Here is an 8,335-nt window from a genome sequence, read left to right on the forward strand (position 1 = left end):
CAAAGTATAAGGCGCGCGTTGGAAAATTAAAAACCCCTCATGGCGTGAGTCAAACGCCTAACTTTATTTTCTGTGAAACAAAGGCTGCGATTAAGGCCATGAATCCAGTCGAAATGAAAGAGGAAGGCACGCAAATTATTCTATCAAATACCTACCATTTGATGATTCAACCGGGTGCAGATTTGGTTGAAAAGATGGGCGGTTTGCACCAATTCATGAAATGGGACGGCCCTATGCTCACCGACTCTGGTGGTTTCCAGATTTTCTCAATGGGGCATGGTTCTATTGCTGATGAAATCAAAGGCCGAGGACATGTGAATCGCAGAAAGACCTTGCTTAAAATTACAAGAGAAGGTGCCAAATTCCGTAACTACTTGAGTGGTGAAATGATTTTTCTAACACCTGAAAAATCGATCCAGATTCAAAGACAGCTCGGAGCGGACTTGATTGTTCAATTTGATGAATGTACACCTTACCACGTTGAAAAAAGATATACATATAAGTCAATGCAGCTGAGTCACCATTGGGGTGAGCGCTCTTTAGAAGAGTTCCATCGAGGTGATACTAAGAAACAGCAGCTTTACGGCATTATCCAGGGAGGGGTCTATCCTGAATTTCGTGAAGAAAGCGCTCTTTACACCAAAGAGCGCCCTTTTTTTGGAACAGCAATCGGTGGATCATTAGGTGCGAATAAAGAGCAAATGTATGAAGTTGTGAGTCATACAATGAAGATGGTTCATCCAGATAGGCCCGTGCATTTGCTAGGGATCGGTGGTATTGAAGATGTTTTCCACGGTGTTCGTCAAGGTATTGATACATTTGACTGTGTATCGCCAACACGGATTGCCCGTCATGGTTGGGCTTTGGCGCCAAAAGTTGCTAAGAATCGGGTTAATATTAGGAATGCTCACTGCAAAGATGACCAGGCGCCCATTTTAGAGGGCTGTGGTTGTTTTACTTGTCAGAATTTTTCAAGAAGTTACTTGCATCATTTGCTGAAAGCAGGCGAACTTTTAGCGCTGCAATTGATCACAAGGCACAATGTTCATATCATGAATCGCTTGATGAGTGAGATTCGTGAGGCGATTGTTGCCGATAGGCTTGATGAGTGTCAAAAAAGCTGGCTGTAAATGATGGTATGCGTGCTCATTATTGCTGTAAAAGTCACGTAATTCGTTGATGATAGGAGTCGCGTAGGGAAAATCTATCAACGTCATCGTCACCACCTATAATTTTGCAGAAGATAATCGTCATTCAGAGCCGCCTCCTTAAGAGGTGGCGTGGAATCTCATCTAATTAACAACTGAGTGCAATTTCATTTGAGAGATTGCAGAGACTCCACGGGCTCCTGTAGGAGCCCTCTGAGTGACGGTATTTTCATCTTTTCATCAACGAATTACGTGACTTTTACAGCAATGACGGTGTTTTTATTGCAAAGCCATCTCACCATTTACATTGCATCTTATTCATTTGACATTAAATTAAATATTTGTTAGTTTTGAGTCGCATTATTAATGACTAATTTCTATTTATAATAAGGACAATTTCAGATGGCAGGTTTGAACCCCAATTATGTGCGTGAACGTCTACAAGAGGTCTCTCAACAAATAGCAGAAGGCCGAGAGGCGATGAGAGCTTCGATGAGAGCATTGACAGATGCTTCTGGCGCAGGACACGTTCTCAATCATGGTTTTAAGTGCAAAGAAATAAAAGCGTTGGTGAAGAAAGGAGACTTCGGTGATGAGTCTCATTTGGTTTCTCGATTAAGTTCTGACTTATGGATTGAGGTTTTTGAATACCTGAGGCCGAGAGAGATTTATAGTTTCATCATAAGTTCTAGGTATCTGTGCATGAGTCTCGAATTAGATTCGATTATGAATCGATTCATCCTTTTGAATAATCGCAGTGATCAGTTATCATTCATGGGCCAATTAAAGTTTCTGAGTCCTGAGATTCAATTCCCTATGAGAAGAATTGAATCAAAGGTTATTTTTACGTTGAGAGAATTGAAAGAGTTGCAACAAAGATCAACCACGCCATTTACGTGCACGAGTCTTAAATTGAGCAGTTCTAAGGAGCTTTTAGAGGCGGCATCTCATATTCCATTCCTGACACAAGTTGATTTAACTCAGTCAAATTTGTCACCTGAAAAGCTTGGTTCTCTTTTGAAAACAGCAAAGGATTTAGAAGAGATAAATTTATCGAGTAATCACACAGTTTCTGATCAGAACATGACGACGCTTGATATTCAGTCTTTGCCGAAGTTGAAAAAGGTGGATTTGACACATTCATTTACCGGAATCTTGACTGTGATGTTTTTTGCAAAAGTCGCTCGCAATTTAAAAGAATTGAATTTGTTGGGTTGTGGTATTCTGCGCGATGAATTGGTGAATTTAGGGCTAAACTTGTTTCCTCGGCTTGAGCATATGAATCTCTCAGTATTGGAATTGAGAATGGATGATATCAGGGCGGTGTACTTAGCGGCTCCACGTTTAAAGACGATAGGTTATAGTTCTGAGCGTATTGTATCCAATAATCTCGAATCGTCTTTTTTTGATATGTTCGCAGGTTTGGCTCTTAGAGGTCATGCACGTGCTGAGTTTGAACTAGCCCGCCATTATGAGTATGGTTTAGGCGTTCAGGTTGATTTGATAGAGGCCATAAAAAAATATGAAAAACTTGCAAAAAGAGGGGACGTTGAAGCACAGCTTAGGCTCGGCCTTTGTTATTTAAGAGATGATTGCCCTCTGCAAAATAGTAATATAGCCTTAGAATGGCTTTTAAAAGCAGCAAGTCAAGGTTCAGTTGAGGCTTTGTATCAGCTTGGGATGATGTATCGTAACGGTAATGGTATTCCTCAAGATGATCAAGAAGCAGTTAAATGGTTTAAAATGGCTGAAAAAAAGAAACATGTGGGTGCTATTCTTGAGCTGGGTGATTGCTATTTTTACGGAGAAGGTGTCCGAGAGGATCGTGTCTTGGCACATTGGCAATATAGTACTGCATTTGTGAGGGCTGATAAAGATTCTAAGCTACGAAATATTGCAGCTGTAAAAGTTGGGGAGTGCCATTTATATGGTGCAGGTGGGGAGCGAGATGAACACAGTGCATTTTTCAAATTTCGGGAAGCGGCTCAGAATGGCTTTGCAAGGGCTCAATATTTGCTCGGTGTTTGTTATTTAAAAGGCCGGGGCACTCAGCAGGATAGTACTCAGGCGAGAGAATGGTTTGAAAAGGCTGCTCAGCAAAATGATCGTCATGCGATAATGGCTCTTCAAAAGATGGATGAATCGCAAGGCTCATAAAGAAGTTGACATTTTGTATTGAGTGAGGTAGATTTTGAGCATTACAAGACGCTTCAAGGTCTCATATGGGAAGCGCATCATTCTCGGCAATGATTATTCAATAATGTTGGATACATACATAAATGGTTGATACACATTTTTTTAAAACTGAAGGTCCCTTTCGGCTCGATGATCTTGCATGCCTTTCTGGGGCGAGCCTTGAGCGTTGTGATGATCCTTCGTTTTTGATCTCAAATGTAGCCTCTCTTGATCAAGCAGGGCAAAGCGATATTACTTTTTTTGATAATCGGAAATATCTTCCTCTGTTTCAAAATACAAAAGCAAAGGCTTGTTTTGTTGCGCCAAGTGCTGTTGCTGATGCCCCAGCAGGATTGATTCTTCTGGTGTCAAAAAATCCCTATAAGAGCTACGGTTTGGCAGCCAGCGCTTTTTATCCGCGGCCAGTTGCTGATTCAACGATTTCTGCGCAGGCAATCATTCATGAGACAGCAAAAATCGGCAAGGGCTGTGAAATTCGTCCTGGTGTGGTCATTGAAAAGAATGCACAAATTGGTGAGGATTGTTTGATTGCGCCAAATGTTGTGATCGGTGAAAATGTGATTATTGGCGATAATTGCATGATTGGCGCTTGTTCATCAATCTATTATGCAGTGATCGGAAGCAATGTTCGCTTGCACCCAGGCGTTCGGATTGGTCAAGACGGATTTGGTTTTGCCATCGATCCCACTGGCCATGTGCCGATTCCGCAATTAGGACGCGTGATTATTGAAGACAGATGCGATATAGGCGCGAATAGCTGTATTGATCGCGGCGCAGGGCCTGACACAATCATTGGGGCTGGAACCTTTATTGATAATTTGGTGCAAATAGGCCATAATGTGAAGCTTGGGAAGAATTGCGTGATTGTGGCGCAAGTTGGACTCTCTGGCAGTTCTGAGTTGGGTGATATGGTTGTGATGGCTGGGCAATCTGCAACAGTGGGTCACATTAAAGTCGGGGCAGGTTCCAGAATTGGTGGACAAAGTGCTGTTTTAAAGGATTGTCCTCCGATGTCAGAGCTTTTCGGAACGCCTGCTATACCAATTAAGCAACATTTGCGTCAAATTGTAACGTTACGCAATATGACTTTAAAGACAAAAGAGAATAGACAGTAGGATTAAAGATGACAACAGAAACACCCGTAGATATTGTTGATATTAATAGAATTATGACGATGATTCCTCATCGCTATCCCTTTTTGCTGATCGACAGAGTTTCAATTGCTGAGCTCGGTGAGCGTGCTATTGGGCTTAAAAATGTGACGATCAATGAACCGTTTTTCCAAGGCCATTTTCCTGGGCATCCTGTGATGCCTGGCGTTCTCATTATTGAAGCGATGGCTCAAACAGCTTGCATTTTGGTCGTGAAAACATTGGGGTCTGAATGTGAAGGAAAATTGGTTTATTTCATGAGCATTGAAGAAGCAAAATTCAGAAGGCCTGTTTTGCCAGGTGATCAAGTTCATCTTGAAGTGACCAAGATTAAAAATCGCGGCATGATCTGGAAGCTTGATGCAAAAGCAAAAGTAGATGGTCAATTGGTGGCAGAAGCTGTTATCACAGCAATGATTAGAGATTAAGGATAGATAAATTGACAAATGTAGAAAATATTACTTTTATACACCCGACAGCTATTATTGGACCTGATGTCCAAATAGGAAAAGGTGCCTATATCGGCCCTTACTGCGTTGTGGATGGTAAAGTTAAGATTGGTGATTCAGTCAGACTCATCTCTCATGTCTCTGTTGCAGGCAATACAACCATTGGTGAAGGAACGGAGATTTTCCCTTTTGCCTCGATTGGTCATATTCCCCAGGATTTAAAATTCTCAGGCGAAGAATCTGAGCTTATTATCGGAAAATTCAATAAGATCCGTGAACATGTGACAATGAACCCAGGCACACAAGGTGGCGGTCTTAAAACCATTATTGGCGATCGTTGTCTCTTTATGATGGCCTCACACGTTGCTCACGATTGTATAATCGGAAACAATGTGATTCTGGCGAATAATGCAACATTAGCAGGGCACGTCACTGTCGGTAATCATGTTGTGATGGGCGGCCTTTCTGCGGTTCATCAATTTGTTCGGATTGGTGAGCATGCGATGATCGGCGGCATGTCTGGCGTTGAAAGTGATGTGATTCCATACGGTCTTGTGATGGGCGAAAGAGCAAGGCTTGCAGGCCTGAATCTTGTCGGACTTGAGCGCAGGGGCTTTGAGAAAACAAGCATCAATCATTTGCGCAATGCTTATCAAGAGATTTTCAACTCACAAGAAGGCACAATGAGTGAGCGCATCACGCGCGTTATCGACTCTCATCAGGATGAGCCCTTGATCGTTGCTTTGGTTGATTTTATTCAAACAAAAGAATCGCGGTCTTTATGTCAGCCGCGGTCAAGTCAGGCTGCATGATACCAAACACCATCCCTTATAAGTTAGGAATAATTGCAGGTGGAGGATCACTTCCATTTGCCCTTGCAGAGGCTGCTGAACAGCAAGGACAGGATTTGTTTATCATTGCTCTAAAAGGCTCTGCTGAGCAAGCCTTATGCGCAGGTCGCTCGCACTTTTGGGCATCAGTCGGTAAAACAGGCGCCGTTATTGCACGTCTGAAGCAAGAAGGGGTGACCCATCTTGTTTTTGCAGGGTCTGTAAAGCGCCCGTCATTAAAATCAATTCGGCTCGATTTCTCTACTTTCTGGCGTCTTTTAAAGCGTCGATTTCACTTTCATGGAGATGATGCAATCTTACGTTTTATTCATGATATGATGACAAGCGAAGGCTTTCAAGTTGTTGGCGCCCATGACATTTGTCCTGAGCTTTTAATGCCAGATGGGCATTTAACTCAAGAGCTTCCTAAAAAAGCTGCCATGAAAGATATTGCTTATGGTGTTCGTATCGCAAAAGAGATGGGTCGTTTAGATATCGGTCAGTCTGTTATTGTCCAAGATGGTATGGTTTTAGGGGTTGAAGCCATTGAAGGAACAGATGCATTGGTGCGTCGTTGTGCAGTGTTAAAGCGCAAAAAAGCAAATTTGCCGATTTTGGTAAAGATGTGTAAGCCGCATCAGTTAGAAGCGATCGATTTGCCAACCATTGGCCTTGAGACAGTGAAAGCTGTCCATGAAGCTGGTTACCAAGGAATTGCGATTGAAGCCGGCAAGGCACTCTTGCTTGATGCGGCTGATGTTGTTGCCTATGCAGATAAGCATGATCTGTTCGTGATGGGCATAAAGGAAAGTGACTTAAAAAGTGACCTTTGATCAAACAAAGCAAAAAGTTGTCGAAACGATTCCATCGCGGATCCGTGTTTTTATCTCAGCAGCAGAGGCCTCGGGTGATCTTTTCGGATCGCACATCATGAAGGAGCTCAAAAAGCAGTGTGGCCCAGATCGTGTTGAATTTGTTGGTATCGGCGGGCCTTATATGGCAGCTGAAGGTCTGCAGTCACTTTTTCCAATTGAAGATATTACGGCCTTTGGTTTTTTTGAGGTATTGCCAAAATTACCCTTGATCTTACGCCGGATGCGTGAAGTTACCAATTTTTTAACAAATGAAAAACTGGACGCCATTCTCACCATTGATGCGCCTGATTTTCATTTCAGGCTTTTAAAGCGTATGCATAAGGTCCTTAAAAAACGCAAATCGACTGTGACTGCTCATTTTGTTGCGCCCTCAGTCTGGGCTTGGCGGAAAGGTCGTGCAAAATCAATTTCTGGTCTTATGGATCTTTTGTTTTGTATCTTGCCCTTTGAGCCTGACTATTTTCGCCCTCATGGTCAAGAAACCTTGTTCATGGGGCATCCTTTGCTTGAAACAGTGAACTATTCTGATGAAAGACGTGAAGCTTACAGAAAAACGCTTGATCTTGATGAAAAAGATCAGCTGGTTCTTCTATTGCCTGGCAGTCGTGCCTCTGAGATCAATCGTCTTTTGCCAAAAATGTTAGAAGTTGCAGAAGGTCTTGAGAAAGAGCGCAAAAAACCGCTGCTCTTCATGTTGCCAGTGGCGCCAAATATGAAATCTGTGATTGAGCCTTACCTTGATGGGCTTTCAATTCAAGTTGTTTTATTGACGGACATGAACCAGAAGTATGATGCCTTTGCAGCGGCTGATTTTGCGCTTGCGGCCTCAGGCACCGTGAGTTTAGAGCTTGCCTTGATGCAAACGCCTCATGTCATTATGTATGAGCTTCCGTATTTAACGGGTCTTTTAGCGAAGAAATTAATCAAGACACCATTTGTGAATCTGATCAACATTCTGCTGACATTTGAAGTTGTCCCTGAATTTTTACAAGAACGCTGTGATGCAGAGCTTATTTTAGAAGAGGTCCAGGAAATGCTCTCATCAGATGTTTTCCAAAACAAGCAATTGGATTGCTTCGGTCAGGCAATTGAGCAATTAAGAAGAGAAGATCAAACAGCCTCAGCCTATGCGGTTGACGTTATTCTAGATGCTTTGTCCCATCGCTCCTGGCGGTGAGAAGTGAACGGGCCTCGCACCGCGTCACTCAGAGGGCCGCAAGGCCCGTGGAGTCTCAGCAACGTTTCAATGTAAGCTGCACTATGTTGTTTTGATTCCATGAGACTCCACGGGCCCTGCCCACCTTCGCACTGGCGTGCTTGGAGGCCAAGAAGGGCCCTCTGAGTGACGAATTTGCTAGTTGAGTGCGTAATTTTCATTATATGCAGGCCTTCTGATTTTTTTGTAAATTCTAACATCAAGTGTTAGAATTTCTAACACCTAGTGTTAAAATTTACAAACTGAACGCTTCACCTATGTCATCCTGAACTCGTTTCAGGATCTCATCTCAATGTCAGCGGAGATGCGATAATAAATTCGGCATGACACGTTGTGAACTACTCCCCATCACCCCTTATCAACATTTGCTTCAGCATCAGGGCGAAGTCTCTTTGCCTCAGAATTTGGTGCATCGCTTGATCTTTTAAGTTCATTTTCTTGAACGGTCATTACGTTGTTTTGTAGTCCGC

7 protein-coding genes are annotated in these 8,335 nt (G+C 42.9%); all 7 read left to right on the top strand.

Going from position 1 to position 8,335, the window contains the following annotated elements:
- The coding region (gene tgt, locus KBF71_08360; protein MBP9878323.1) for a tRNA guanosine(34) transglycosylase Tgt at positions 1 to 1,130 on the top strand (1,130 nt) is incomplete at its 5' end.
- A 420-nt stretch (positions 1,131 to 1,550) separates the two neighbouring features.
- Positions 1,551 to 3,305 carry an SEL1-like repeat protein gene (locus KBF71_08365; protein MBP9878324.1) on the top strand — a complete coding sequence of 585 codons (1,755 nt, stop codon included), beginning with the start codon at positions 1,551 to 1,553 and terminating at the stop codon, positions 3,303 to 3,305.
- Positions 3,306 to 3,427: 122 nt separating this feature from the next.
- Positions 3,428 to 4,459, top strand: a complete 1,032-nt coding sequence (gene lpxD / locus KBF71_08370) for a UDP-3-O-(3-hydroxymyristoyl)glucosamine N-acyltransferase (protein ID MBP9878325.1) — start codon at positions 3,428 to 3,430, stop codon at positions 4,457 to 4,459.
- Positions 4,460 to 4,467: 8 nt separating this feature from the next.
- A complete protein-coding gene (fabZ, locus tag KBF71_08375; protein MBP9878326.1) occupies positions 4,468 to 4,923 on the top strand; it encodes a 3-hydroxyacyl-ACP dehydratase FabZ in 456 nt (151 codons plus the stop codon).
- 29 nt (positions 4,924 to 4,952) lie between these two features.
- Positions 4,953 to 5,756, top strand: a complete 804-nt coding sequence (gene lpxA / locus KBF71_08380) for an acyl-ACP--UDP-N-acetylglucosamine O-acyltransferase (protein MBP9878327.1) — start codon at positions 4,953 to 4,955, stop codon at positions 5,754 to 5,756.
- Complete coding sequence (gene lpxI / locus KBF71_08385; protein ID MBP9878328.1) at positions 5,753 to 6,607, top strand: UDP-2,3-diacylglucosamine diphosphatase LpxI; 855 nt, start codon at positions 5,753 to 5,755, stop codon at positions 6,605 to 6,607. The genes lpxA and lpxI overlap by 4 nt, the downstream gene beginning before the upstream one ends.
- Entirely contained in the window at positions 6,597 to 7,826 is a 1,230-nt protein-coding gene (gene lpxB, locus KBF71_08390) for a lipid-A-disaccharide synthase (GenBank protein ID MBP9878329.1), read from the top strand. Before lpxI ends, lpxB begins: the two co-directional genes overlap by 11 nt.
- Positions 7,827 to 8,335: the final 509 nt, after the last annotated feature.

Source organism: Alphaproteobacteria bacterium, assembly GCA_018063245.1.
Classification (GTDB): domain Bacteria; phylum Pseudomonadota; class Alphaproteobacteria; order JAGPBS01; family JAGPBS01; genus JAGPBS01.